The sequence below is a fragment of the Luteimonas terrae genome (assembly GCF_004358165.1).
Classification (GTDB): Bacteria; Pseudomonadota; Gammaproteobacteria; order Xanthomonadales; family Xanthomonadaceae; genus Luteimonas; species Luteimonas terrae.
Map to the genome: position 1 here is coordinate 1,506,741 of NZ_SMTG01000002.1, position 25,046 is coordinate 1,531,786.

Consider the following 25,046-nt stretch of genomic DNA (forward strand, 5'->3'; position numbering starts at 1 on the left):
CGGCCGCAACCGGCGGCGCGGCGCCTCAGGGCAATGCGCACACCCGGTCGCGACCTTCCCGTTTGGCCTTGTACAGCGACTGGTCGGCGCGTGACAGCAGCGACGAGGCGTCCTCGCCCGCGTGCAGGGTGGCGACACCGATGCTGATCGTCACCGGCAGGCCGGTGGGCATCGCGGCCACGGCCTCGCGCAGATATTCCGATTCGCGCGCCGCCTGCTCCAGGCTGCGACCCGGCAGCAGGCGCACGAACTCCTCGCCACCGAACCGCGCCACGCGCCCGCGCGCTGCCTCGGTGGACAGCAGCATCGCGCCGAGGGACTGCAGCACGCGATCGCCCTCGGCATGGCCGTGCAGGTCGTTGATCGATTTGAAGTGGTCGATGTCGACGATCGCCACCGACAGCGGCGTGCCGAGCGCATGCGCCTGGACGATGGCCTGCTCGAGTGTGCGCGAGAACGCGCGGCGGTTCGCCAGGCCGGTCAGCGGGTCGGTCAGCGATTGTTCCTCCAGATCCGCGTTCTGGTTCTCGAGCTCCTGCTGGTAATGCAGCAGCTGCTGCTCGTACCAGCCTCGCTCCTCGATCTGCAGGTGCAGTTCCCTGCTGATCCGGTGCAGCTCCATCAGCCGCGTCGCCTGGCGCGACAGCGCCTCGAGCGCCGTGCGTTGCGCCGGCTCCAGCTCGCGCGGCTTGTCGTCGATCACACAGAACGTGCCCATCGGCTGTCCATTGGCCGCGCGCAGCGGCGCGCCCGCATAGAAGCGCACGTTGGGCGCGCCCGTCACCAGCGGGTTGTCGCTGAAGCGCGCATCCTTCCGCGCGTCCCGCACGACCATGGTCTCGCCGGGGTCGAGAATGGCATGCGCGCAGAACGCCACCTCGCGCGCGGTGCCGTCGCCATCCACGCCCTGCGCGGACTTGAACCACTGGCGGTCATGGTCGATCAGCGTGATCACCGCCATCGGCACGTCGCAGATCGCCGCGGCGATCGCGACGAGATCGTCGTAGGCCGCCTCGCGTGGGGTGTCGAGGATGCGATAGGCATCCAGCGTGGCCTGCCGCGCGGCCTCGTCGGCGGGCAGCGGCGGGCGGATCATGCGCAGCGTGCGCGTACGGGGCGCACTCGGAATGCGGACATCGCAGACTCCCTGAACAAACCGGTCGCACGGTAGCGTACCGAAGCTGACTGCGCGCTCTGCGTGATCGGTCAGGGTCGACGGATGTGACGTGTCGCACATCGAGCACCGTGGACCCGATGCCGGATAATGCGCGGCCGCCCTGCGAGACCTGCCGATGCCTACCCCGATCGAAATTCCGCTGGAAGGCGGCCGCGATCACGTCGAACTCAACCAGCTACTCAAGCTGGCCGGACTCTGCGACAGCGGGGGTGCGGGCAAGGCGATCGTGGCCAGCGGCGCGGTCTTCGTCGATGGCGCGGTGGAGCTGCGCAAGACCTGCAAGATCCGCGCGGGCCAGACCGTCGAGCTCGATGGCCATGTGGTGCAGGTCATCGCCGGCATCTGAGCCCGGATACGCGAACGGCGCCCGCAGGCGCCGTCCGGAACCGCGGAAATCGAGGCTCAGCGAAGGCTGTAGCCCGACACGCGCCAGGTGCGATCCTCGTCGAGACGGAACGACACCAGTTCGCGCACCGCCTGCGGCTGGCTGGCGAACGTGGTCGGCGAGGCGACGTTGATGTAGATGCCTTCCGGCACGGCTTCGCCGGCGCGGAACTGCGAACGGCTCACGACCGGCTGGTCGCGCTTGGTCGGCGCGCCGAGGCGGTTGCGGTCGATGTTGATCTGGCGGACGAATTCGTCGCGCGTCACTGCGCCCTTCATCGTCGCCGAAGCGCCGTCCCACACCTCACCGGCGCGGTTGCCGTCGATCATCTGCATGACCTGCAGCGCGGCGGCGCCCATTTCGGCGTCCTGGCGCGCGACCTGGGCCTGCTGTTCGGGCGTGAGCTGCTGCTGGGCGGCGGCGCCCGGCTGCGCGGCGGGCTGGGCCGCGGGTTGCTGCGCATTGGCGGCGGTGGCGATGGCCATCAGCAGAGCGGCCGACAACGACAGACGTAGGGTGTTCATTCGTGACGTTCCTCGCGGGACTGCAGTGAAGTGGAGCGAGTGTACGCGCTGGCCGCCTTGCGACAAGCACCGCTGCCACCCGGGGTAACCCCGGATGGACCCGTCGCGCGCAGGGGGTATGCTCGGGCGCTTCGCCCGGAATTCCGTATCGCCCCATGGCATGTGCGCCCGACATTGCAGGCCGTCGCCGGTGACCGCGGTGTACGCGATGGCTGGCGTGGGTGCGGTGCTGCGGGCCCGGGCGGTCGCCATGGAGCCGGCGCCCTGATCCGCTGCGCGCTCCTGCTGCTGATCTGTCTCGCCGCGCCTGCGTGGGCGCAGGAGCGGATCCTCCGTCACGACGTGGACGTGCGCGTGCTCGCGGACGGCCGGCTCGACATCACCGAGCGCATCGAACTGCGTGCCGAAGGCCGCGCCTTCCGCCACGGCATCGTCCGCGACCTGCCGGTCCGATACCGCGGTCTGGGCGACGAGGCGGTCGTCGCGGACATCCAGATTCTCGACGTGTTGCGCGACGGCCGAACCGAGCCCTGGCGCACCGAACGGATCGGCCGCGTGCTGCGCCTGCACAGTGGCGACGCCGGTCATCTGCAGGTGCCCTCCGAGCCGGTCTACACCCTGCGCTACCGCACCATGCGCCAGGTCCAGCCGGGCGTGGTCTCGCTCGAGGCGATCGGCAGCGACCAGGCCGTGCCGGTCGAACAGGGCACGGTCACGGTGACCCTGCCGCGGGCGGTTCCGGTCGGCGACCTACAGGCCGCCGGACTGACCGGCGCGTCCGGCCGCGACTTCCACGTGGCGCTGTCGGCGGCCGGCAGTGCGCGCTGGACACTCACGCAGGCACTGGCGCCGCACACGGGACTGCGCGTGCGCCTGACGTTCCCGCAGGACGTGGTCGCCGCGTCCGGCAGCCGCGACCACGTGCGCTGGTGGCTGCAGGACCATGCCGGCCTGTTGCTCGCACTGGCCGGCCTGCTGGCGCTGGCCGTCTACTGCGTGCTGCGCTGGCGTCACGTGCGCCAGCCGCAGGCGTTCGGTGCGGTGCCCGAACAGCGCGAGCCGCCGCCCGGTTTCTCGCCCGCCGGCCTGCGCTTCATGCGCCGCATGCGTCACGATCCGCGCGGGTTCGCCGCCGACCTGCTGGCCGCCGCCGTCGACGACCATCTGCGCATCCGCCGCCTGCCGACCGCGACGCGCACCGGATGGCGGCTCGAACGCACGCGTGAAGGCGCGCAGACCCTGCCGACGATGGAACAGCGTGCCCAGCTGACGGCCCTGCTGCCGGGGTCGGACGACACGGTCGACCTGCGCAGCCGCGAGCATGCCCGCATCGCCCGCGCCTGCCGGGCGCACGAGCTGGCCCTGCGCAAGCGGTTCGTGCCCGCCTTCTTCCGCGCGCACGCCGGCAGCATCCTCGGTGCGTTGCTGATCGCGATCGCCACCGCGGTGCCTGCGTTGTGGCTGTCCTGGCACGCGCCCGTCCTGCCGGCCACTGCGCTCGTGGTCGCGCTGATGCTGCCGATGCTGATCGCGTTCGCGGTGCTGGTGCGCGCGCCGACCGCGGAGGGCCGACGGTTGCTGGAGCAGACCGAAGGTCTGCGGCGCCATCTGCTGGGCGCCGCAAAATCCGGTCGACGCCAGCACGACGACGTCCTCCCGCTCGACGCCACGCGCTACGCCCGCCTGCTGCCCTACGCGGTCGCGCTGGACGTCGAGGACGCGTGGACCCGGGCCTTCGCTGCGTCGGTCGGCCCCCAGCCGGCCGTGGCGGCCGTCGCGGGGTTCGACTGGTATCGCGGACTCGAGGTCACCGACCTCTCGCGCTTCAGCCGTTCGATGGGTGACAGCCTCGCGGCACGGATCGCGGCGACGTCGCGGCCGAAGAAGAAGGCGCCGGCGCCACAGCCGCCCCGCGGCTGAGAGTCCATATCCCGGCTCGCATGCGATCCGCATGTAGGGCAGGCGATCCGACACGCGGAAAGCGCGCTTGCGCGCGATTCTCCAACGGCAACCGAGGCGACGTCGTGCGACGGTGCGCCTGCACCCAACCCTCGCCGGAAACGCAGTTCGATCTGGTCGGTTCCACTATCGCAATTGCGACCAGGGTCGCGACAACCGGGTCAGATCATCGTTCGAGATACTGCGCGCCCGGTCCACGCGCCCCGGCGACATCGTCCGGATTGCGCAACGGACAGGCCATCAGCGACAGGCAGCCGCAGCCGATGCAGCCGTCGAGCTGGTCGCGCAGTCGCGTGAGCTGGTCGATCCGCGCGTCGAGTTCCGCGCGCCAGCGTCGCGACAGCCGGGTCCAATCGGCCGTGGTCGGCGTGCGGCCGTCGGGCAGCGTGTCGAGCGCCTCGCGGATCGAGGCCAGCGGAATGCCCGCACGCTGCGCGACCTTGATGATCGCGACCCGCCGCAGCACCTCGCGCCCGTAGCGGCGCTGGTTGCCGGCGTTGCGGCCGCCCTGGATCAGGCCCTGCCGCTCGTAGAAATGCAACGCCGAAACCGACACGCCGCTGCGCGCCGCCAGTTCGCCAACCGAGAGCACTTCGTCCGGGCGGCGTAATCGCGTCGCCATCGCTTGACCTCAACATTGGTTGAGGTCCTAGCCTGCGCGCCATTCCTCTTGGTGTCCATGGCCGACCGATGACCTTCGACGATTCCACGCCGCAGCCCACGCCCGCAGCCGACGATGTCGCCCCGGGCGCTGTCGCCGACGAGACCATGCACGCCCTCGCCTTCCCGCGCTTCGGCGGTCCGGACGTGGTCTCGCTCGTCGAGCGGCCGATCCCGCTGCCCGGTCCCGGACAGGCGCTGGTGCGGGTGCTGTCGGCCGGCTTCGGTCCCTGGGACGTGCTGGAGCGTGAAGGCGCGCTCGCACCGTTTGCGGAAGGCGCGCCGGTATTTCCCTACGTGCCGGGCGCCGAGGGCGCCGGCACCGTGGTCGAGGTCGGCGTGGGCGTGCAGAAGTGGCGCGAGGGCGACCGCGTCTGCGGCCTGCTGCCGTTGCGCAGTCCCAAGGACGGTTTCCACGCGCAGTTCGTCGTCGTGGATGCCGACCGGCTGTGGCCGGTCCCGGCCAGGCTGACCCTGTCGCAGGCGGCCGCCCTGCCGGTCGACGGCGGTCTGGCGATGCACGCCGTCGCGGTCGCGCTGGCGGCCGGCCCCGGCGACGCGGTGCTGGTATTCGGCGCCAGCGGCGGCATCGGCCACATGGCGCTGCAATTCGCACGCCAGCGTGGCGCGCGGGTACTGGCGGTCGCCTCGGGCGCCGACGGCGTGGCCCTGGCCGAGCGTCTCGGCGCGGACATGGCGATCGACGGGCGTCGCCACGCCCTGGCCCCCGCGCTGCGGATCTTCGCGCCCGACGGTCTCGACGCCGCCCTGCTGACCGCGACGATCACCGATGCCGGCGCAATCGTCGCGGCGCTGCGCCCGGGCGGCCGCATCGCCTGGCCGCACGGGGTCACCCCGCCGCCGGCCCGCGACGACATCGCGGTCGCGGCCTTCGGCGCGAGCGCTGGCGCGCTGCAGGTGCATGCGGCCTGCCGGGCCGCGGCCCGCAGCCCCTTCCACCTGCACATCGACGCGCGGTTCCCGCTGGCCGACGCGGCGGCGGCCGCGCGGGCGATCGGCCGCCATCATCTCGGACGGATCGTGCTCGACGTCCCCTGACCGGTCCGCTGCGTCCTTTCCGTCGTCGCGACATCCCGCACCGCCATCGCCGACAATAGGCGGCTTCCCCGCGCGCCCCACGCGCCGCATCTGGATTGACCATGCTCCGCTGGTTCGAAAACCGCATCGATCCCTTCCCGCCGCAGATCCCCACGCAGCCGCCGCGCACGCTGTTCGCGTTCTGCATGCATTACGTGCGGGGCAGCGGCAAATGGCTGTTGCTGATGGCGGCCTTCACCGCGCTGATCGCGATCGCCGAGGTCACGCTGTACGCCTACGTCGGCTCGCTGGTCGACAAGCTGGCCGAGCACACGCCGGCGACCTTCCTGACCGCCGAGGGCGGCCGGCTGGCGGCGATGGCGCTGCTGGTGGTCATCGGCCTGCCGGTGCTGGTCTGGCTCAACGCGATGGTCATCCACCAGACCCTGCTCGGCAATTTTCCGATGCGGATCCGCTGGAACGTGCACCGCTATCTGCTGCGGCAGTCGATGAGCTACTTCCAGGAGGAGTTCGCCGGGCGCATCGCGACCAAGCTGATGCAGACCTCGCTGGCGGTGCGCGAGACGGTCATCAAGCTGCTCGATGTCGGCAACTACGTCATCGTGTACTTCACCGGCGCGATCATCGTCGCCGCTGCGGCCGACTGGCGGATGATGCTGCCCTTCCTCGGCTGGCTGCTGCTCTACAGCGCGCTGATGTGGCGCTTCGTGCCGCAGTTGAGCCGGATCTCGGAGAAGCAGTCCGACGCACGTTCGGTGATGACCGGGCGCATCGTCGACAGCTACACCAACATCGCGACGGTCAAACTGTTCTCGCATTCGCAGCGCGAGCAGGCCTATGCGCGCGAGGCGATGAACGGCTTCCTCGACACCGTGCACGGGCAGATGCGCCTGGTGACGATCGTCAACTCGTTCAACTACCTGCTCAACATGCTGCTGGTCGGCAGCGTCGCCGCGCTGGGGCTGTGGTTGTGGCATGCCGACGCGATCAGCACCGGCGCGATCGCGGTCGCGGTGGCGCTCGCGCTGCGCATGCTCGGCATGTCGCAGTGGATCATGTGGGAGATGTCGGCTCTGTTCGAGAACATCGGTACCGTGCGCGACGGCATCAACTCGATCTCGCTGGCACCGACCGTCGAGGACGCGCCCGACGCACCGAAGCTGCCGCCGATCGCCGGTGACATTCGCTTCGATCACGTCGATTTCCACTACGGCCAGAACGACCGCACTGTCATCGAAGGTCTCGACCTGCACGTGGCACCGGGCGAGAAGATCGGCCTGGTCGGTCGTTCGGGCGCGGGCAAGTCGACGCTGGTCAACCTGCTGCTGCGCTTCTACGACCGCGAGGCCGGTGCGATCCGCATCGACGGCGTCGACATCGCAACGATCGAACAGGATTCGCTGCGCGCGCAGATCGGCATGGTCACGCAGGACACTTCGCTGCTGCACCGCTCGGTGCGCGAGAACATCCTCTACGGCCGTCCGGACGCGAGCGAGGACGAGATGATCGAGGCCGCGCGCCGGGCCGAGGCGCACGACTTCATCCTGACGCTCAGTGACGCCAAGGGCCGCACCGGCTACGACGCCCATGTCGGCGAGCGCGGCGTGAAGCTCTCGGGCGGCCAGCGCCAGCGCATCGCCATCGCGCGCGTGCTGCTGAAGAACGCGCCGATCCTGGTGCTCGACGAAGCGACCTCGGCGCTGGACTCGGAGGCCGAGGCCGCGATCCAGGAAAACCTCTATCGCCTGATGCAGGGCAAGACGGTCATCGCCATCGCGCACCGCCTGTCGACGATCGCGGCGATGGACCGGCTGGTGGTCATGGATCGCGGCCGCATCGTCGAGCAGGGCACGCACGAAGCGCTGATCGCCGGCGACGGCGTCTACGCGCAGCTGTGGAAGCGGCAGTCGGGCGGGTTCCTGGCGGAGGCGTAATGCTTCGGCGTCTGAATCCTTCCCCCTCAGCCTGATGCGTGTCGTGACTCGACTTGCGACCCACTGACGTCCTCCCCCGCCCTGCGAGGGAGCTTAGGTAAGGGCGAACCGTCCGGGCGCAGCAATGCCCGCGTGCGGACTCGGTTGAGCGATCGCGCCCGGTGCATTGCAGCTCGCACGTCCGGTTTGCCCCCATCCCAGCCTTCCCCCGCACGCGGGGAAGGGGCAGATTGCGACGCTCGTGGCTTGGCTGGGACACGACGCTGATCAGGCCCCGCTCAGTGGGGCAGGTGTCCGGAAGGTGGATGAGGAGGCTTCTGGAGCATTGCCGGTAGCGCCCCGCCCTCACCCGACGCGCTTCGCGCGTCGACCCCGGATCAAGTCCGGGGCAGGCGCTCTTCCGGAGGGAGAGGTGTTCAACGCGCGCCAGTCGATACGGACGCGACCCGATGCTCAATCGCGGATCGGCGTCTCCGCCTCGCCCTCGCTGGTCGCGGCGTCGCCTGCGTCGGCCGGCTCGCTCGCCGTGGGCGATTCGGCCGTGCTGGCCGCGTCGGCGGGCGCCGGCCGTGCCGGTGCGGGCTTGGGCTGACGTGCGGCCGGCCGCGGTTCACCGATCGGCACGCCGAGGATGCGCAGGCGACTCGCATTGCCGGCGGCGGCGGCCAGTGCATCGACCAGGTCGAACTCCGACAGCGGGCTTTCGGTCGGGCACTGTTCGTCCGGGAAGCCGTACTTGGTGCGCAGTTCCAGCCCGCAGTTCGCCATCTGCTCGACGTCGCGATCGGGCGCGTTGCAGGTGCTGTCGAACGCGCGCACATAGGCATCGCGTCGGGCGACGAAATCCTGTCCGCACTTGCGCATCAGCCGCAGACGGTCGAGGTCGTCCTGCGCGGGGTTCACGCCGTCGAGGCCGTAGAGCTTGAGCTCGTCGGGTGTGAGGATGCGCAGGCTGCGGTTGGGCACGGCCATCATCAGATCGGCCACCGCCACCGCGGCGCCGTTGCGCTCGAGGTAGTCGCGCACGCGCCCGTAGACCGCGCGCAGTTCTCGGTTGAGCTCGGCGCGCGTGGTCGCGCTCGAACTCATGCGGATGATCCGGTGGATGCCGACGCGGCCACCGATCAGGCGCGTGTCGCCGCCGGCCAGGAGGAACACGCAGGAGCTGTGACAGACCGCGCCCTCGCGCACCCAGATGGTCCAGCGGGTGCCCGCGATCACGTCACCGGCGCGGATCGCTTCTTCGACCATGCCGCCGCTCGAGTCGATGTCGAGCACGCGCTTGCCGATCTTCAACTCGTCCGCCACCGACGCCAGCCGCTGCACCAGCCGGGTGAAGTCCTGCGTGACCCGGCCCTTGAAGCGCAGCCGGGCCACGCCGCGTTCGGCGCACGGTTCCAGCGCCGCGTGCAGCGCGTCGTGATCGAACGCCGACAGCACGTCACCGTCGCCGGCGTTGGCGTAATCCAGTTCGCAGCTGATCGACGCGGTCGCGCCGGCCAGCGTCATCGGCGCCCAGTCCACTGCCGTCGGGTCGGGATCGGTCACCGGCGCCGGTTCCGGCGCCGTGTCCACGTCGACCGGTGCGGTACTGACCGCACCGCCCTCCTCCGGGCTGGCGACCTCCACCGTTTCGACCGGCGGCGGTGGCTCGGCCGGCCGCTGGCACGCGGACAGCGCGACGCAGGCGGTCATCAGCAGGGGCAATGGCAGGCGCCGGATCGACATCGACAACGGAACTCCAGGCAGCGCATCCGCCACGGATACGCATCGCCGTTCAGTCTAGAGCTTGCGCCCGGTCACGGACGAATGCGGAATGAATGTGGACGCCGCTTTCACGACGCCGCCCTCGCTCAACGGGGCACCAATCGCTGCAGCAGCGCGGCATGGAATTCGTCGGGCGCCTCGACCTGCGGCGAGTGCCCCAGCGCCGGAAATTCGACCAGTTGCGCATCGGGGATGGCCTCCGCGGTCTTTCGACCGAGCACCGGGTAATTGCCCAGCGTCGCGGCCACGGCTTCGGGCGCCCGGTTGGCGCCGGGCGCGGTGCGGTCCTTGCCGCCGATCATCAGCAGCGTCGGCACGCGCAGCTTCGGAAACTCGTGCACCACCGGCTGGGTGAAGACCATCTCCGAGGTCTGCGCCTGGTTCCAGGCGACGATCTCGCGGTCCGGCCCGGCGTACATGCCGGCCAGCATGTCGACCCAGCGGTCGTAGCGCGGCGCCCACTGGCCGTCGTAATAGAACTTCAGCTGGTAGGCCTTGATGCTGTCGAACGTGGTCTTGCGCTCGTTCTCGGCCATCGCATCGATGGTCGTGTAGGGCACGCCGGCCGCCTGCCAGTCCTCCAGACCGATCGGATTGACCAGCACCAGCTGCTCGACCGCAGCCGGGTACTGCAGTGCATAGCGCGTCGCCAGCATGCCGCCCATGGAGTGGCCGATGAACACCGCGCGCTCGACGCCGAGCTCGTCGAGCAGGCCATGCGTGTTCGCCGCCAGCTGCGCGAACGAGAACTGGTAGCCGCGCGGCTTGGTCGAGCCGCAGAAACCGATCTGGTCCGGCGCGATCACCCGCCAGCCGGCATCGACGAGCACGGTGATGGTCTCGTCCCAGGTCGGCCCGCAGAAGTTCTTGCCGTGCAGCAGCACCGCGGTGCGTCCGTTGCCGGCGCCTGCGGGCCGTACGTCCATGTAGGCCATCGACAGCGATTGCCCTTGCGAGCTGAAGGCATGCGCCTGGCGCGGATGCGGGTATTCGAAGCCCTGCGACTCGCCGTCGTAGGACGATGCGAATGCGGGCGTGGCCGACAGCGCGGCGAGCGACAGGGCCAGGGATGCGATGCGATGCATGGAATGTGGGGATCTCTGCAGGGGGGCGACGATCATGCCAACGCGCCGCCGGCATACCACGGGCGGCGCGCGGAACTCCGGACTGCTGCGGCGTCTGCCTTAAGTGTGGCAACAGGCGCAGCAGGCGTTCTAGCGGTTCTCAGCGCTCGGGCACGGTCCACATGTAGATGCGGGTGCCGTCGACTTCCTGGGTCTGCTCCGGTTCCCACTGGTCGGCCATGTCGAAGGCGTGGCTGACGATGCGCGTGCCCGGCTTGAGCTCGGCCAGCAGCTTGGGCCGCAGCTTCACGTTGAGGCTCTGCAGCAGATACAGCGTGACCACGCTGGCCTCGCTGATGTCTTCCTGGAACAGGTCGGCCTCCTTGAACGTCACCAGATCGGTGACGCCGGCCTCCTGCGCGTTCGCATTGGCCTCGCGCACGCGCACCGGGTTGATGTCGATGCCCACGCCGCGCACGCCGAAGCGCTTGGCCGCGGCGATCGGGATGCGCCCGTCGCCCGAGCCCAGGTCGTAGAGCACGTCGCCTGCCTTGACGCCGGCGAGGTTGAGCATCGCGTCGACCACCGGTTCAGGGGTCGGCACGTAGATCACGTCGGGCTCGCGCGACGGACGCGGCGCGCCCTCGGTATGCGGCGAATCCGGACCGACCTCGGCCGTGACGGTGTGCGTGGTGTTCATGTCGTCGGCAGCGCCGGACGTGGCGTTCGCTGCCGGCCCATTGGCCGTGGCGGCCTGCTCGGAACAGGCGAACAGGAACGGTGCACAGATCGCGAGCGCGATCAGGGTCTTCTTCGACGGCTTCATGGCTCAGTCTCCTCGGACTGCGTGGACGGTTTGAAGAACAGCAGCAACAGCGCGCCGACCGCGAGCACGGCCACGCCGACGAGCGCGCCGCGTCCGGTGTAGGCCAGGCTGGAATACAGCAGGTAGGCGCTGGTCGCGCAGAACAGCAGCGGCAGCAGCGGATACAGCGGCACTTCGAAGGGGCGTGGCCGTTGCGGCTCGCGCCGGCGCAGCACGAACAGTGCGATGCCCACCAGCAGGAAGAACAGCCAGAACACCGGCGCGGTGTACTCCACCGCAACCTCGAAGCCGTCGCGTGCGAATGCGCCCAATGCCACCAGGCCCAGCGCCAACACGCCCTGGGTCACGATCGCGGCGCGCGGCGTGCCGGTGCGCGCATCCCAGCGACCGATGAAGCCCAGCGCGGGAAAATCGCGCCCGACCGCATAGACGCTGCGTGCGCCAGTGATCAGCGTGGCGTTCGCCGAGGTCAGCGCGGCGGCCACGACGATCGCGCTCATCAAGGTCGCGCCGACCGGGCCGAACACGCGCCCCATGACTTCGGCCGCGACCGCGTTGTGTTCGGCCATGCCGCCCAGCCCCAGCACCCGCAGATAGGCGAAGTTGACCAGCACGTACAGCGCGGCGACCGCGATCAGGCTCAGCACCAGCACGCGCGGCATCCACTTGCGCGCGTCGCGCACTTCCGAGCTGATGTAGACCGCCTCGTTCCAGCCGCCGTAGGTCAGCAGCACGAAGACCAGGATCAGGCCGATCTCGCTGCCCGCGCCGCTGCCCGGGATCGGTGCGATGTCGCCGGGCGCGAACAACAGGCCGGCCACCACGATCACCAGCACGCCGATGATCTCGGCGATGGTCAGCCAGGTCTGCACCGTGGCGCCCTGACGCGTACCGATCCAGTTGATGACGGTCAGCAGGACCACCGCGGCAGCCGCATACAACGCGGACGACCACGGCCCGAGATCGAACAACTGGCCCATGTAATCGCCGACGATGAAGCACAGCAGCGCGATCGAGCCGGTCTGGATCACCGACACGCGCGCCCAGGCGAACAGGAAGGCCGGGCGCGGGCCGTAGGCACGCCGCAGATAGGTGTAGTCGCCGCCGGCCTGCGGATAGGTCGTTGCCAGTTCGGCGTAGCAGAGCGCGCCGATCACCGACAGCAGACCACCGACGACCCACGCCGCCAGCATCACGAATTCGCTGCCCGAAACGCCCGCGATCAGCGAAGGGGTGCGGAAGATGCCGGCGCCGACGACGATGCCGATGGTGATCGCGAACGCATCGCGTGCACGGAGCGTGGCGCGCACTGGCGCAGGGTCGGCCGTCGATGGCCGGCGTTCGCGATTGTCCATGAAGCTCCAGAGTGGCGAGGACGACGGCCACCGGCGGATCGGTGGCCCGGGACTGCTGGGCCCACCGATTCAAGCATCGTGAAGATTCCGTTCGCGTGAACGGCTGACGATATTTCCGGTCAGCAGGACTCCGGAACGACGATCGTCTCCGGCACCGCTTCGTCGCGCATCGCTTCGAGCACGCCGAACAGGCTGCGCAGGTCCTGCGCATTGTGCAGGCCGACGCGCCGCAACTTGTCGGCGCTGCCGCCGCGCAGGTATTCGAGCCACGCCGCAGGCGCTTCGCTGCCCGGCAGATCGTCTTCGCGCAGCACGCCCAGCAGTTCGCGTTCGACCGTCGCCAGCTTGCAGTTCGCCCAGACGCCGCGGTAGCGCCGCCGCACCGGATGCAGCAGATCGACATGGCGCAGATCGATCAGCGGATCGCGCAGGCGCGCAAGGCGGTAGCGCGTGGTCAGCAGGGGCCGGTCGTAGCTGCGGCCGTTGTAGCTGACCAGCACCGTGGCCGGCTTGAGCCACTTCGAGAACGTCTTGAGCATTTCGCGCTCGGCGCCCAGCGTGGTGATGCACAGCTGGCGCATGCGGAGGCGCCCGTCAACGCAGTCCGCCGCGCCGATCATGAAAGCGCGCGTGCCCGTGCCCCCGGCCAGGCCGGTGGTCTCGGTGTCGAAGGCGAGCAGGTCCGCGCGGCGCGCCGTGTCGTGACGGATGTCGACCAGCGACAGCTCGGCATCGTCGTGCGGCCATGGCGCCCACTGCTCGACGTAGCGCAGGCCCGGCGCGATCTCCTCGCCGGGCAGCGTGCGGTCCGGGGGCGCGGTGGGCCGCACGGCCCTGGCCGGCGCGCGCAGCTTCATCAGTTTGCGCAGCTGCGCGACGACCTGTTCGGGCGAGCGCGCCGCATCGACGCGCGCCTGCGCGACGCGGGCGGGCAGCGGCGGCATCGGGGCCTGCGGCGTGACCGAAGGCAGTGCCGTGCCGGCCTGGCTGCGCAGCAGTCCGAGGCGTTTGGCCAGCGCGCTCATGCAGACAACTGCGGTGTGCGCGCCAGCAGATCGATGACGCGGGCGGCGAGCTGGCGCGGCGTCCGCTCGGCGTCCTCTTCGGACGCGAGGATCGGACCGACGCAGGCCGGACACCCGGCGCGACAACTGCAGCCGTCGATCAGCGCGGCGGCCTGGGCCAGCAACTCGTCGCGCCGTTCGAACAGCGGCGAGGACAGGCCGACGCCACCCGGGTAGTTGTCGTAGAGATACAACGTCGGCGTGAACCGGCCGATGCCCTCGAAATCCAGCGCCGCACCGTCGCCATCGCGCAACTGCCCACGGCCACGCTGATCGGCGGTCGCGAACCAGGTGCCGTCGCCGCTGCCCACGGCCTTCTGCAAGTCGCGGCTTTCGGCCATCACCGCGACCTGTGCGACCAGATGCAGCGCGTAGGACGCGCCGAGAAACCCGTCCAGCGCCTCGTGCCGCGCATCGAATGCGCGGTCCAGCGCCACTTGCGGCAGTTGCCACCACACCGAACTCGTGTGCAGTTCCTGGTCCGGCAGATTCACCGGGCCGTAGCCGATGTTCTCGTGCGTGTGGAAGCGGATCTTCTTGTAGCCGGACACGCGCCGCACCACGTGCACCTCGCCGATGTGCGCGCTGCCCTGCCCGGCATCGGCCTGTTCCTCGTTGTCGAGGACCTTGAGTTTGGTGTAGTCGATCGCGTCGGTGTAGTAGTCGACGGTCGTGCGCGTGACATAGGCCTTGCGGCCTTCCCAGTCCAGCCGCTCCACCTGGAAGGGCTCGGACTGGATCATGTGGATCGCGCCCTCGTACAGCGTGAGCGCGGCGGCCGAATGGTCGACCTCGGCGATGATCGTCTGCCGCCCGTCGGTGCGGTCGACGACGACGAAGTTGCCGTCGGCGACCGACCGCAGGTTCACCGCCTGCGCCGGATAACTGTCGGCGATCCATTCCCAGCGGTCGCCCTCGTGATGCAGCACCCCGGATTCGGCCAGCACCTCCAGCCACGGCAGCGGCGCGACGGGTCCGAACATGTCGCCATCGACGAACGGCAGCTCGAACGCGGCGCAGCGGATATGGTCGAGCAGGATCAGCGGCTGGTCGGGTTCGATGCGCGCGTGCTCGGGATTGGCTTCAGCGAAGAACTCCGGATGCCGCACCACGTACTGGTCCATCGGCTCGGAACTCGCGACCAGCACGCCGACCGACGGCTGCTGCCGGCGACCGGCGCGACCGAAGCGCTGCCACGTCGCGGAGATGCTGCCTGGATAGCCGTTGAGCACCACGACATCGAGACTGCCGATGTCGACGCCCAGCTCCAACGCCGACGTACTGACGATGCCGTCGATGCTGCCGGCGCGCATCTCGCGCTCGGTCGCGCGGCGCTCGGTCGGCAGGTAGCCACCGCGATAGGCGCGGATGCGCTTGGGCTTGCGCGGGTCGTGATCGAACACTTCCTTGAGGTACTTGGTCAGCACTTCGACCATCAGCCGCGTCTGGCAGAACACCAGTGTCTTAAGGCCCGCACGGATCGCCATGCGCGCGATGCGGTTGGACTGCGACCGCGCCGATGCGCGCAGGCCCAGATCGGGATTGATGACCGGTGGGTTCCACAGCAGCACGTGCTTGTCGCCGCGCGGTGCGCCCGATTCGAGGATCGATTCGAGCGCGGCATCGTCCACTTCGACCAGCGCGCGGCCGTGCTCGCGCGCATTGCCGATCGTCGCCGAGCACAGGATGAACTGCGGCGTCACGCCGTAGAACGCGCAGACGCGCTTGAGCCGGCGGATCACGTTTGCAACGTGCGAGCCGAACACCCCGCGATAGGTATGGATCTCGTCGATCACCACATAACGCAGGTTCTCGAAGAACTGCGCCCACTTGGTGTGATGAGGCAGGATGGCCTGGTGCAGCATGTCCGGGTTACTGACGACGATATCGCCGTTGATGCGGATCGCCTGGCGCGCATCGCCGGGCGTGTCGCCGTCGAAGGTCGCCGCGCGCAGGCCCAGGCTCCCGGCCGCGTTGAGTTCCAGCAGTTCGGCCACCTGGTCCTGCGCCAGCGCTTTGGTCGGGAACAGGTACAGCGCCTTGCTGCGCGCGGTGATCGCGGCCGACAGCACCGGCAGCGTGTAGCACAGCGATTTTCCCGACGCGGTCGGCGTCGCCACGACCAGATGCCGACCGGCCTGCGTGGCCGCCCAGGCCTGCGCCTGATGGCGATACAGCCGATCGATGCCGCGGCTGCGCAGCGCGCCCGCGAGGGCTTCCGGCACATCGTCCGGCATCGGCGCGTAATCACCGGCCTGCCCGGGCAGCAGCAGGGTGCCGGTGACGCGGCCGGGATACTTCGCCGAGAGCCTGGTCGCCAGCGCGCTGCCCGGTGCGGCGGCGTCGATCGTCGCGAGGGCCTGGACGGGTTTGAGGATCGCGTTCAGGGGAAACTCCGACGCTGCGAAAACGGGACGCAAGCGTCGCCGCCGGGCGTCTCACGGCGCGAGACTGCCGCATCACGACGGGCGAACGGCCGCTTCACGGCCGGGGCATCCGCGCTTGTCCAGCATCGACCGCTCTTTCCACGCCCCCGGAGTACTCCGATGCAGAATCTCGCAGGCAAGAAGATCGCCATCCTCGCCACCGACGGCTTCGAACAGTCCGAACTCGAGAAGCCGCAGGCCGCGCTGAAGGAGGCCGGCGCCCACGTCGATGTGATCGCGCCCGGCGATGCGTCCACGATCAAGGGCTGGGACCAGAAGGACTGGGGCCGCGAGGTCAAGGTCGACGTTGCGCTGTCCAAGGCCGACGCTGGCAGCTACGACGCGCTGGTGCTGCCGGGCGGCCAGATCAATCCCGACAAGCTGCGCATCGAGAAAGACGCCGTCGCCTTCGTGAAGACCTTCGGCGATGCCGGCAAGCCCGTCGCGGCGATCTGCCACGGTCCTTGGCTGCTGGTCGAGTCCGGTCTCGCCAAGGGCCGCAAGGTCACGTCCTGGCCGTCGGTCAAGACCGATCTGGTCAACGCGGGCGCGCACTGGGAAGATTCGGAAGTCGTCGTCGACGGCAACCTGATCACCAGCCGCAAGCCGGACGATATCCCGGCCTTCAACGACGCGATCGCCAAGGCGGTCGCAGGCTGACCCACCGCACATGGAGGACGGACCGATGGCGCTCGAACTGCAGATCCTCGGCTGGGCGATCGCCCTCGGTCTGGTCCACATCGGTGTCGCGGCCGCGTTCGCCACCTGGCAGCGCGGCCTGCGCTGGAACGCCGGCAATCGCGACGCAGAAGCGCCGCCGCTGACCGGTGCTGCCATCCGTACCGCGGCGGCGTCGCGCAACTTCATCGAGACGTTTTCGTTCTTCGCCGTCGCCGTGCTCGCGCTCGTATTCGCGGAGCGGACCGACGCCGCGACCGCCCTCGGCGCACAGGTGTATTTCTGGGCGCGCGTCGCCTATCTGCCCGTCTACGCGATCGGCATTCCTTACCTGCGCAGCGCGATCTGGGTCGTCTCCCTGTGGGGACTGCTGCAGGTGCTCAAGCCGCTGTTCTGAGTTGTTTCGCGATGCCGCGCATGCGTCGCTGAACCGAATCCGCAGCCTCGCGCGATGTCATCGAAATCGCGTCTGCGATTCACGGGAACGAGACGAAGCGGACCGTAGCCTGCGCGCTCCCAACCGGCAGTACCCTCGCATGAAGCACGACACGGACCGCACCCTGGTCATCTCGCTCGGCCGCAACGGCCGCGTGTCCTATCCCGAACGGTCCTGGGAAGAAATCGAGCCGGTCCTCCGCCGCATGTGGGAATTCGACGGCCGCATGTGCGCGTGGCACGACGTCCGCCGCGACGTGCAGGCGGCATGGCGCGCAAGCGACGCCCTCGCGTCGCAGCCGGCCGGTCGTCGTCGCGCGTTCGAGAATCGCGCGGCCTGACGCATCGCCTGCGCCAAGCGTCGTCCCCCGCTCATCCCAGGCGGTGGAAGATTTGACATAAACCGGGCATGGCATTGGCCCATGCCCGGGCCTTCCTGCTTGCGCTGATCAGCAACGAACGTCTCAACGTGCGTTTGGAACGCCTGTGCAATGAGGCGCTCGAGAGCACCTGCATCTTGCTGCTTTGCAGCATAAATACGCATCGCTCGCCTGAGCAGCTTGGGACTCGCCTACCCATGTCAGGCCGCTCCTAAGAATTTTTGAGGGCTCTCCATAGGGATTTGTTCCCTTACGGATCAGATATTTGCCGAATCTGGTCATTTTTTTTGCTTCTGTCTTCGATAAATTTTTCTCTAACCCCCGTTTCATTATTTTTTAACGACGGCTAGGATCGGAACGTCGACACACTCCGCGCCCGTCAAGCCGGCCTGTTATCGGCACCAAGGGGAACTTTGTACGCATTCATTTGTGGAGAGAGAGATGATGGCTTTGAAGACCAGCAAGCTGCGCGACGCGATCACGTTCGCGATCGTCGTGGGTGGCGCAGTGGGTGGTGCCGCACATGCGCAGGGTGTGCCTGCCAGCAGCAACACGACGGAAGGGGCGACGAACCTCGACCGTATCCAGGTGACCGGTTCGCGTATCCGTCAGGTCGACACCGAGACGGCACAGCCCGTGCTGTTGATCGATCGCGCTTCGATCGAAAAGCAGGGCTTCCAGTCCGTCGCTGACATCCTGCAGAACATTTCCGCTGCCGGCGCACCGCCGATCAGTCGCGCCTCCCCGCTCTCGGCCGGTGAGGCCGCCGGCGGCGTGTACATCAGCCTCCGCAATCTTGGCGCCGAACGCACTCTGGTGCTGGTCAACGGCCGTCGCATGCCGATCACCACCAGCGGTCTGGCCGACATCTCCGCAATTCCGGCGGTCGCGGTCGAACGCATCGAAGTCCTGAAGGACGGTGCTTCGTCGATCTATGGTTCAGACGCGATCGGCGGCGTGGTCAACATCATCACCCGCAGCAACTACGAAGGCGCTTCCGCGTCGGCTTACTACGGCCAGTACAGCGAGGGCGACGGCGCGATCACCAATGGCGATTTCGTCATGGGCTTCTCGGGCGACCGTGGCTCGGTCACGATCGCTGCCGAGTGGGGCAAGGAAGACGAGGTCAAGGCAAGCGACCGCCCCTACAGCGCATTCCCCCGCTCCGATCTCCACCCGACAGATGGCTGGACCACGGTCGGCCAGTTCGGTGGTTTCGTCACGACCGCTTCCACCATGGTGCCCGGCCTGCCTGCCGGCACGCGCGTCGTGCTGCGTGAGGGTGGCAACCCGCGCGTCATCACCGACTACATCCGTCAGGACATCAACACTGGTGGCTGCACCACGGCGGGTTGCACGCCGGGTTCGACGTTGCACAAGTCGAACACCAATCTGCAGACCGACCTGCGCACGCCCGTCGAGCGTCGTGGCCTGTTCGTCGATACCAACTACGACCTGACCGACAACCTCGCCCTGCGCAGCAATTTCCTGTACAGCTACCGCGATGCGCAGCGTACCGTCGCCGGTTATCCGATGCAGGCGGCGAGCTTCGCGACGCCGATGTCCGGCCAGAGCTACTTCAATCCGACCGGTGCAACGATCAGCAACTGGTGGCGCCGTGCTTGGGAAGTGCCGCGCGTCAGCCGCGCAGAGCAGACGACCTACCGGTTCTCGACGGCGCTCGAGGGCAGCTTCGAGGTAGGCGAGCGCTTCTTCGACTGGGACGTCGGCTACCAGTTCTCCAAGAGCAACTCGCTGCAGTCCTCGTACGGCAACCTCAACGTGCCTCGCGTGCGTCTGGCAGTCGGCCCGTCCTACGTGAATGCGCAGGGACAGCTGGTCTGTGGAACGCCCGCCACGGGCACGGCAGCGGCGACCGTCGTCACTGGATGCGTGCCTTGGAACCCGTATCTGCCGTTCGGAACCGTCGGCCCGGGCGGCCTGACCGACAACAAGGCGCTGCAGGACTACCTCTTCCAGGAAGAGCATGCGACGGGCGAGACCAAGACCGAGGTGTTCAATGCGAACATCGCCGGCTCGCTCTTTACTTTGCCCGCCGGCGATCTCGGGTTCGCGGTCGGCGTCGAGACCCGCAAGGAAAGCGGCACGTTCGTTCCCGACGCGCTTGCGGTTACCGGTGACTCCACCAACCTGGCTTCGGGCCCGACTGGCGGCAGCTACCGCGTGAACGAAGTCTTCGCGGAGCTCGAAGTGCCGGTGCTGGCCGACATGCCTTTCGCGCAGGAACTGACGCTGAGCCTCGCAAGCCGCTATTCGGACTACGACACGTTCGGCGATACCACCAACAACAAGCTCGGCATCAAGTGGAAGCCGTTTGACTCGCTGTTGCTGCGCGGCACCGTCGCCGATGGCTTCCGTGCGCCCACCATCCAGAATTTGTTCGGTGGCGGATCGCAGACGTTTGTTGCGTTTACCGATCCCTGCGACACCAACTTCGGCAGCTCGTCCTCCAACGCGACGACGCGCGCGAACTGCGTCGCGGCGATGGGCGCGCTTGCGAACTCTTATCGTCAGATCGGTCAGGGTTTCGTCCCGGTGAACGCTGGCAACCAGCAGACGCCGGTTGCGTTCACCCAAGGATCCAACCCGCTGCTGACGCCCGAGGTTTCGGTCTCCCAGACGATCGGCGCTGTGTGGAGCCCCACCTTCGTCGAGGGTCTGAACATCGCGCTCGATTGGTGGAAGATCCGCATCGCCGAGACGATCGTCCAGGACTCCCCGACCGCAATCCTCAACGACTGCTACATCAATGGCATCACCAGCCGTTGCTCGCCGCAGTTGTTCACCCGAGACCCCGCGCTCGGCTACATCAACTTCATGCAGTACGGCAACCGTAATGCGGGCTTCCGCAAGGCCGAAGGTTTCGATCTCGATGTGTCCTACCGGATGAGCACCGATTTCGGCAACTTCTCCTTCACGTCCAGCAGCACGTACACCGCCAAGGACTACTTCGTCAGCACGAACGACCCGCGCCTCCCGCTGTCGGGCGTCGGGTTCACCAGCCAGTTCCGGATCCGCTCCAACACCGGCGTGAGCTGGGACATGGGTGACTTCGGCGTGACCTGGGGCGCTCGCTACTACTCGTCGATGAAGGAAAACTGCACCTACTTCATCTCGGGCTCGACCGAGCCGAATCTGGAGTGCAACGAGATCACGTTCGCGCCGACCGGTAACCTCACGGGTACCACCAGTGCAATCAGCCGCCGCAAGCGCACCGGCTCGGTCACTTTCAACGACGTGCAGATCCGTTACAACGCGCCGTGGGATGCGACGATCTCGATCGGTGCCAACAACGTGTTCGACCGCGTCGGCCCGGTGATGTATACCCAACCGAGCTCCAACACGTCGTACTACGGCGGCTTCGACATCGGCCGCTTCCTGTACATGCGTTACACCCAGCGTTTCTGATCGACACGAGCACGACCGCGACAACAGCACGGCCCCGAAAGGGGCCGTGTTTTTTTTATGCGGGCATCACAGCGTATGAATGGCACGACGATGAGGGACGCGCGAACGGTCACGAGTATCGGACTCGAGTCGCTTCGGCAGACGCAATGTCCAGGCGCTGGTGAGTTGACCGGTGGCGCCGCGTGCCGCCCGGGCTGTCGAGCGCTTGGCAAGGCGTCGAACAGTGGACTTGCAGCGGACAAGCCAACAGGCGAGTCATTGCCTCCCGATCACGATTGTTTGTCGCGCGCGTGACATCCGCGCGCGCAGGGTGGACATCCCACGAGACGGAGCATGCAGATGAGCAAGTCCAACCCCACGCGACCGGCGGCGCCGGAAGACGAGAAGGCGCTGCGCGATCATGACGATCTGCCGGACACCGACGGGCCGGCATTGCGCGATCCGCGTTCGCAGTCCGCGCTCGACAATATCGGCGTCGACGATCAGGCTGATCTGCTGGACACGGAACTCGACGACCAGGTCGGCGACCGTGATGCCAGCGGGCATTCGTTCGCAGACGATGTCCGCAGCGATACGGGCGTCGAGAACGGCGAACCGAAATAAGAACGAGGGTGCGGGCCGGCAGCAGCGATGCCGGCCCGCATGGCGTCAGCGGCGATAGAGCGCCGCGTTGATGCAGGAAAAGATGCTGACGACGAACCAGCCGAACGGGAACAGCGAGACCGTCAGCAACCAGGTGATGACGAAGGCGACACAGGCGGCGGCGAACCACAGGATCGCCGAGAGAATGCGGCCCTGAACCAGCTGGCCAAGGCCGGGCACGAAGAAGCTGCAGATGGCGGCGATGACGTTGCCGGCCGAACCCTGTCCGCTCATGGGGAAACTCCGAAGATCGTGGATGGCGACGATCCTCGCGCAGCAATCTGAATGGGCGCGTGAAGAGTGCCAAAAGCGTCGCACACGGACCGCAACCCCGTTCCGCGGCACGGCGCGTTCATTCCCGCACTGCCCGAGGATGTCGCCATGTGCCGTCGCCTGCCCGGTTTCAACATTCGCACCCTACTCTGCCTGATTGCCCTGTTGCCCTTGGCGGCATCCGCCCAGCGTGTTCCAACAATCGTCGCACCGCCTCTCGTGATTGCCGACGCGGGCGACTCGCCCGTCCGCTTGGAAAGCGCGCAGCTTCATGTCGAAACCGGTGCCGGTGTCGCTCGCACCACCATCGACATGACCTTCCGCAATCCTGCGTCCCTCGTGCGCGAGGGCAATCTGCAGTTCCCGCTGGCACCGGGCCAACAGATCGTCGGCTTCGCGCTGGATATCGACGGCGCGCTGCGCGACGCGGTACCGGTGCCGAAGGATCGCGGCCGCGAGGTCTTCGAAACCATCGTGCGCGAGGGCGTCGATCCGGGACTGCTCGAGCACGCGGCCGGCGACACCTTCCGCCTGCGTGTCTATCCCTTCGCACCGGGCGGCACGCGTCGCGTCAGACTGGTGCTGCTGGCGCCGCTGCAGCGCGACGGACGCGCCGACACGGTTGCCTTGCCGCTGTCATTCGCACGCGGGCTCGACCAGGTCGAGCTGACCTTGGCCACGTCGGCGCGGCCGAGCCTGACCGGCTTGCCCGGCCAGCCGTCGATCACGCCGAGCGGCGACGGCTGGCGCGTGTCCCTGCGCAAGGCCGACCTGCCGCAGTCCGGCACCGCGACGCTGCGCGTGCCTTACACCCGTCGCCCCGCCGTGCAACTGGAGCAGCGCAATGGCGCGATCTGGTTCGTCGCCGATGTGCCGGTGGATGGCGGCACGTCCGCACGTGAACTGCCACGTCGCATCGGCCTGCTCTGGGACAGCTCGATGTCCGGTCGCGCACGTCCGCACGCACTGGAATTCACCCTGCTCGATGCCTACTTCCGCGCCGCGGGTGATGTCGAAGTCGAACTGGTCCGTCTGCGCGACGTCGCCGAAGCGCCGCGCCGGTTCGGGATCCGTCGTGGCGACTGGCGGGCGCTGCGTCGTGAACTCGAGACAACCGTCTATGACGGGGCCACTGCGGGCGGCGGCTGGACGTCATCAGCCGACATCGGCGAGTACCTGCTGTTCGGCGATGGGCTGTTCAATCACGGCGCCGATGCGTTCCCGGTGTTCGCGAACGACCAGCGATTGTTCGCGATACAGACGACGAGTGGCGATGCGACGCGACTCGCGGCACTGGCGCAGGCGCGCGGCGGCCATGCGATCGCCCTGCAGGATGCTGCCGCCCTGCCCGTCGCCATCCGGAGCCTGCTCGAGGACGCGCCGCGTCTGGTCTCGCTCGGCGGCACCGGCGCACGCGATCTCGTGGTCGAGTCGCACGTGCCCGCGAACGGCACGCTGCGCATCGCAGGCCGGCTGGACGGCGCACGCGCGGCGCTGCAACTCGACATCGACACCCACGGCCGCACGCAGCGGCTGCCGCTGACGATCGACGCGCACCGCAGCGCGCACGGCGCACTCGCGGTGCTGCAGTGGGCGCGTTTCCAGCTGGCGGCGCTGCAGGCCGAGCCCGAGCGCAATCGCATGCGCATCGCCGCACTTGGTCAGCGCTTCGGCATCGTCACGCCGGGCACTTCGCTGCTGGTGCTCGAACGGGTCGAGGACTACGTGCGATTCGACATCGACGCGCCGGCCGCGATCGCCGACGCCGTCGCGGTTGCACGCCAACACGCGCTGACATCGAAGCGTCGCGACCGGCAGACGCGATTGGACGCAGTGGCACGCGGCTGGGCCGAACGCATCGCGTGGTGGGAACACGAGTTCCCCAAGGACGCGCCACCGCTGGTGATCGCCGAAGAAGCGCGCGCCACGTCCGGCGCGGCGCAGTCGCCGGCCGCACCGCCCCCGCCGCCGCCAGCGCCGGCGATGGCGCCGATGCCGATGATGCGCGCCGACGCGGCGGAGATGTCGCTGGATGCCGTGCAAGTGAGTGGCAGTCGGCTGCGTGAAGACGCCGCGGGACCCGGCACCCCGGCGCCCGCGGCGACGATCCGCCTGCAGCCGTGGCAGTCGGACGATCCGCTCGCGCGCCGCCTGCGCGAGGCCCCCGCCGGCGAGGTCTACGCGCGCTATCTCGACATCCGCGATGCCGACACGCAGGGCACCGCGTTCTATCTCGACGCCGCCGACGTCCTGCAGCGGCGCGGCGAACACGCGCTGGCCCTGCGCGTGCTGTCGAACCTGGCCGAGCTGGACCTCGACAATCCACACGTGCTGCGCGTGCTGGCCTATCGCCTGCGCGAACTCGAACGCGACGACCTCGCGGTGCCCGTACTCGAGCGTGTGCTCGCGATGCGCCCCGAGGAACCGCAGAGCCTGCGCGACCTCGCGATCGCATTTGCGGCCGCCGGCGACCGGCAGCGCGCGATCGACTTGCTCAACGAGGTCGTCGAAGGCGAATGGCACGGCCGGTTTGCGGAGATCGAGCTGACCGCGCTGGTCGAACTCAATGCCATCGTGGCCACTGCACCGTCCCGGCTCGACACCTCGCACATCGATCCACGCCTGCTGCGCAATCTGCCGCTGGACCTGCGCGCGGTGCTGAGCTGGGACAGCGACGACAGCGACATGGACCTGTGGGTCACCGATCCTGATGGCGACAAGGCCTATTACGGCAACCGCCTGACGCGTCAGGGTGCGCGGATGTCGCCGGACTTCACCCGCGGCTATGGCCCGGAGGAGTTCGCCCTGCGCGACGCCAAGCCCGGCACCTATCGCGTGGAGGCCAACTTCTTCGGCCAGCGCCAGCAACTGGTCACCGGCGCGACCACGCTGACGCTGTGGCTCAGCACCGGCTTCGGCACCGCTGCGCAGCAGGACCAGCGCATCACGCTGCGTCTGTCCGACGCGCGCGAGACGGTGTTCGTCGGCGCGTTCGAGGTGAAGTGACGC

General features: G+C 68.4%; 20 protein-coding genes. 10 read left to right on the forward strand and 10 right to left on the reverse strand.

Features of this window, described 5'->3' with window-relative positions; genetic code table 11:
• Positions 1 to 25 precede the first annotated feature (25 nt).
• Positions 26 to 1,096: a sensor domain-containing diguanylate cyclase gene (locus tag E2F49_RS06925; protein ID WP_133393128.1), complete on the reverse strand. Its 1,071-nt coding sequence runs from the start codon at positions 1,094 to 1,096 to the stop codon at positions 26 to 28.
• A 196-nt stretch (positions 1,097 to 1,292) separates the two neighbouring features.
• Between E2F49_RS06925 and E2F49_RS06930 the strand changes: the two genes are divergently transcribed.
• Positions 1,293 to 1,523 carry an RNA-binding S4 domain-containing protein gene (locus tag E2F49_RS06930; RefSeq protein WP_133393129.1) on the forward strand — a complete coding sequence of 77 codons (231 nt, stop codon included), beginning with the start codon at positions 1,293 to 1,295 and terminating at the stop codon, positions 1,521 to 1,523.
• Positions 1,524 to 1,579: 56 nt separating this feature from the next.
• Here E2F49_RS06930 and E2F49_RS06935 read toward each other — a convergent pair whose 3' ends face one another.
• Positions 1,580 to 2,086 (reverse strand): DUF4019 domain-containing protein, encoded by a 507-nt coding sequence (locus E2F49_RS06935; protein ID WP_133393130.1) that lies wholly within the window; start codon positions 2,084 to 2,086, stop codon positions 1,580 to 1,582.
• 162 nt (positions 2,087 to 2,248) lie between these two features.
• Here E2F49_RS06935 and E2F49_RS06940 point away from each other — a divergent pair, with 162 nt between their 5' ends.
• A complete protein-coding gene (locus tag E2F49_RS06940; RefSeq protein WP_279487327.1) occupies positions 2,249 to 4,006 on the forward strand; it encodes a DUF2207 domain-containing protein in 1,758 nt (585 codons plus the stop codon).
• A gap of 205 nt (positions 4,007 to 4,211) precedes the next feature.
• On the opposite strand, the gene soxR is transcribed toward E2F49_RS06940, so the two are convergent.
• Entirely contained in the window at positions 4,212 to 4,667 is a 456-nt protein-coding gene (gene soxR, locus E2F49_RS06945; protein ID WP_133393132.1) for a redox-sensitive transcriptional activator SoxR, read from the reverse strand.
• Positions 4,668 to 4,735: 68 nt separating this feature from the next.
• Between soxR and E2F49_RS06950 the strand changes: the two genes are divergently transcribed.
• The gene (locus tag E2F49_RS06950; RefSeq protein WP_133393133.1) at positions 4,736 to 5,764 is read left to right on the forward strand and encodes a quinone oxidoreductase family protein; all 1,029 of its coding nucleotides are present in this window, start codon (positions 4,736 to 4,738) and stop codon (positions 5,762 to 5,764) included.
• 101 nt (positions 5,765 to 5,865) lie between these two features.
• Entirely contained in the window at positions 5,866 to 7,698 is a 1,833-nt protein-coding gene (locus E2F49_RS06955; RefSeq protein ID WP_133393134.1) for an ABC transporter ATP-binding protein, read from the forward strand.
• Positions 7,699 to 8,151: 453 nt separating this feature from the next.
• Here E2F49_RS06955 and E2F49_RS06960 read toward each other — a convergent pair whose 3' ends face one another.
• From E2F49_RS06960 to E2F49_RS06985, 6 genes are all read right to left on the reverse strand, one after another.
• Positions 8,152 to 9,426 (reverse strand): COG3904 family protein, encoded by a 1,275-nt coding sequence (locus E2F49_RS06960; RefSeq protein ID WP_133393135.1) that lies wholly within the window; start codon positions 9,424 to 9,426, stop codon positions 8,152 to 8,154.
• A gap of 125 nt (positions 9,427 to 9,551) precedes the next feature.
• The gene (locus E2F49_RS06965) at positions 9,552 to 10,550 is read right to left on the reverse strand and encodes an alpha/beta fold hydrolase (RefSeq protein WP_133393136.1); all 999 of its coding nucleotides are present in this window, start codon (positions 10,548 to 10,550) and stop codon (positions 9,552 to 9,554) included.
• Positions 10,551 to 10,689: 139 nt separating this feature from the next.
• Positions 10,690 to 11,355 carry an SAM-dependent methyltransferase gene (locus E2F49_RS06970; protein WP_133393137.1) on the reverse strand — a complete coding sequence of 222 codons (666 nt, stop codon included), beginning with the start codon at positions 11,353 to 11,355 and terminating at the stop codon, positions 10,690 to 10,692.
• The gene (locus tag E2F49_RS06975) at positions 11,352 to 12,665 is read right to left on the reverse strand and encodes an APC family permease (RefSeq protein WP_208004828.1); all 1,314 of its coding nucleotides are present in this window, start codon (positions 12,663 to 12,665) and stop codon (positions 11,352 to 11,354) included. The genes E2F49_RS06970 and E2F49_RS06975 overlap by 4 nt, the downstream gene beginning before the upstream one ends.
• 164 nt (positions 12,666 to 12,829) lie before the next feature.
• Positions 12,830 to 13,735, reverse strand: coding sequence for a ribonuclease H-like domain-containing protein (locus E2F49_RS06980; RefSeq protein ID WP_133393139.1), 906 nt, complete (start codon positions 13,733 to 13,735; stop codon positions 12,830 to 12,832).
• The gene (locus E2F49_RS06985) at positions 13,732 to 16,161 is read right to left on the reverse strand and encodes a DEAD/DEAH box helicase (RefSeq protein WP_133393495.1); all 2,430 of its coding nucleotides are present in this window, start codon (positions 16,159 to 16,161) and stop codon (positions 13,732 to 13,734) included. Before E2F49_RS06985 ends, E2F49_RS06980 begins: the two co-directional genes overlap by 4 nt.
• 159 nt (positions 16,162 to 16,320) lie before the next feature.
• Here E2F49_RS06985 and E2F49_RS06990 point away from each other — a divergent pair, with 159 nt between their 5' ends.
• The 5 genes from E2F49_RS06990 to E2F49_RS07010 all read left to right on the forward strand — a co-directional run bounded on the left by E2F49_RS06990 (position 16,321) and on the right by E2F49_RS07010 (position 21,725).
• Entirely contained in the window at positions 16,321 to 16,860 is a 540-nt protein-coding gene (locus tag E2F49_RS06990; protein WP_133393140.1) for a type 1 glutamine amidotransferase domain-containing protein, read from the forward strand.
• 25 nt (positions 16,861 to 16,885) lie between these two features.
• Positions 16,886 to 17,275 carry an MAPEG family protein gene (locus tag E2F49_RS06995; RefSeq protein ID WP_133393141.1) on the forward strand — a complete coding sequence of 130 codons (390 nt, stop codon included), beginning with the start codon at positions 16,886 to 16,888 and terminating at the stop codon, positions 17,273 to 17,275.
• A gap of 139 nt (positions 17,276 to 17,414) precedes the next feature.
• A complete protein-coding gene (locus E2F49_RS07000; protein ID WP_133393142.1) occupies positions 17,415 to 17,654 on the forward strand; it encodes a hypothetical protein in 240 nt (79 codons plus the stop codon).
• Positions 17,655 to 18,137: 483 nt separating this feature from the next.
• A complete protein-coding gene (locus tag E2F49_RS07005) occupies positions 18,138 to 21,122 on the forward strand; it encodes a TonB-dependent receptor domain-containing protein (RefSeq protein ID WP_133393143.1) in 2,985 nt (994 codons plus the stop codon).
• A gap of 339 nt (positions 21,123 to 21,461) precedes the next feature.
• Positions 21,462 to 21,725 carry a hypothetical protein gene (locus tag E2F49_RS07010; RefSeq protein ID WP_133393144.1) on the forward strand — a complete coding sequence of 88 codons (264 nt, stop codon included), beginning with the start codon at positions 21,462 to 21,464 and terminating at the stop codon, positions 21,723 to 21,725.
• 45 nt (positions 21,726 to 21,770) lie between these two features.
• On the opposite strand, the gene E2F49_RS07015 is transcribed toward E2F49_RS07010, so the two are convergent.
• On the reverse strand, positions 21,771 to 21,998 hold the full coding sequence (locus E2F49_RS07015) for a hypothetical protein (protein WP_055249266.1): 228 nt from the start codon (positions 21,996 to 21,998) through the stop codon (positions 21,771 to 21,773).
• Between the two features lie 147 nt (positions 21,999 to 22,145).
• On the opposite strand from E2F49_RS07015, the gene E2F49_RS07020 reads away from it, so the two are divergent.
• Positions 22,146 to 25,043 (forward strand): VIT domain-containing protein, encoded by a 2,898-nt coding sequence (locus E2F49_RS07020; protein WP_133393145.1) that lies wholly within the window; start codon positions 22,146 to 22,148, stop codon positions 25,041 to 25,043.
• Positions 25,044 to 25,046: the final 3 nt, after the last annotated feature.